The organism is Inquilinus sp., from assembly GCF_057815775.1.
Genome location: NZ_JBYRFX010000660.1, coordinates 1 through 1,904, shown reverse-complemented (window position 1 = coordinate 1,904; position 1,904 = coordinate 1). Strand labels below are relative to the sequence as shown.

Here is a 1,904-nt window from a genome sequence, read left to right as displayed (position 1 = left end):
ACGACCACGCCGTTCTCGTCGAACGGCACCTGGCCGGAGACGTAGACGAAATCGCCGGCCCGCACCGCCTTGGAGAAGGGCAGCTTCTGCCCGCCGGCACCGGTGACGGTGGTTCCGAAATGCTCACGCTTGCTCATGGATAGTCCCTGTCGTTTGACGGCGCCGAGGGCAAGGCCCCGCACCAGATAGCGCTGCAGCCGGGCTGAGCGCGACCGCGAATTCGACTCGTCTTCATCATCGGCCGCCCCCTATCCGAAGCTGAGGTGGAGGCCGCCGCTCATCTCGATCCAGATGAGCAGGCCGGCCACCAGCAGGATGCAGAGCCCGACGATCGTGGCTGTGACGACGCCGAACACCTTCAGGCCGCCGAGGATCGTGGTTTTCAGGCCCTGCCGCTCAGGCATCGCGTTCGCCCCTCATGGCCATGGATGTAACTCTCTTACATCTCCGGCTAGGACGCAAATCGGAACCGGCAATGGCAATCACCCTCTTCCATTATTCAGCAATAGCGCCCGGATTTCAGTCGGAAGACGCTGTGCAACGCCCTACCACCCCATGCTGCAATGCACGCGGACGAGACCTATCTTGTAAGTTTCAAACAGTGCGATACGATCGCGCTCCACACCCCTCGCCGCCTTCGCCGGAAAGACCCTGAGATGACCAGCTTCGCCGACCAGACCGTCCTCGTCACCGGCGCGCTGGGCGGCATCGGCGGCGCCATCGTCGACCATTTCGCCAAGGCCGGGGCGACACTGATCCTGTCCGACCGCGACGCCGCCGCGCTGGCGGCCCGGGTCGTGGCGCTGAAGAACAACGGCACCCGGGCCGCGGCGGCGGCGGTCGATCTGCGCGATGCCGGCCGGACCCGGGCGGCGATCGAGGCCGCGGCGGCCGAAACCGGCCCGGTCGACATCGTGGTCAACAATGCCGGCGGCGGCGACCGCGGCACCCTGGCCTCGACCACGGTGGAAAGCTGGCATTCCGACATCGAGCTGAACCTGAACGGCGCCTATCACGTCACCGCGGCCGTGATCGACGGCATGAAGGCGCGGCGCCGCGGCGGCATCGTCAACATCAGCAGCGTCAACGCCCTGCTGACGCTGGGCCACCCGGCCTACAGCGCGGCCAAGGCTGGGCTGATCAGCTACACCCGCGCGCTGGCGGTGGAATATGGCCCCTACGGCATCCGTGCCAACGTCATCTGCCCCGGCACCGTGCGCACGCCGATCTGGCAGGCACGGATCGACAAGAAGCCGGAGATCTTCGACTCCCTGCGCAAATGGTATCCGCTGGAGCGGGTGGCCGAACCGTCCGACATCGCCAAGGCCGTGGCCTTCCTGGCCTCGGACGAGCTGGCCGGCTTCATCACCGGGGCGATGCTGCCGGTCGATGGCGGCCTGACCGCCGGCAACCGGGTGATGGCGGGCGAGCTGACGCTGGAAGACTTCTGATGGCGACGGCGGCCCGAATCCGGGGATCGAGGCCTTTCCCTTTGCTGTCATTGCCGGGCTTGACCGGCAATCCAGAGACTGCCGACAACTTCTGGATGCCCGGATCAATCCTCGGATCAGGTCCGAGGACGAGCATGACAAAGAAATATTAGACAAAACAGGTCTTTACGAACGAAAGACGAATTGATGTTCACCCCCTCCATCCTCGCCCTCGACCCGATTCTCGATGCGCCGATCGACGGTGCCAGCAAGGGGTTGCCGCCGGGGTTGCAGCCGATCCCGTTCCGCGCCATTGGCGACCAGGGCTGGAATGCGCTGGCCGGCGACCTGCCCTTCCCGCAGGCGGTGCTGAAGCGGTCGGTGATCGAGCGCAACGCCCGCTGGATGCGCGACATCCTGGCCGAGACCGGCGTCGCCCTGGCGCCGCACGGCAAGACGACGATGAGCCCGCAG

At 66.1% G+C, this 1,904-nt stretch carries 2 protein-coding genes and 1 pseudogene; 2 read left to right on the top strand and 1 reads right to left on the bottom strand.

The window, feature by feature from the left end; translation table 11 throughout:
- Positions 1 to 248: 248 nt before the first annotated feature.
- Entirely contained in the window at positions 249 to 404 is a 156-nt protein-coding gene (locus AC3XYG_RS22905; RefSeq protein WP_489142176.1) for a hypothetical protein, read from the bottom strand.
- Positions 405 to 656: 252 nt separating this feature from the next.
- Between AC3XYG_RS22905 and AC3XYG_RS22900 the strand changes: the two genes are divergently transcribed.
- Positions 657 to 1,451, top strand: coding sequence for an SDR family oxidoreductase (locus tag AC3XYG_RS22900; RefSeq protein ID WP_489142175.1), 795 nt, complete (start codon positions 657 to 659; stop codon positions 1,449 to 1,451).
- Between the two features lie 186 nt (positions 1,452 to 1,637).
- Positions 1,638 to 1,904, top strand: a pseudogene (locus AC3XYG_RS22895) (hypothetical protein); the annotation flags it as partial.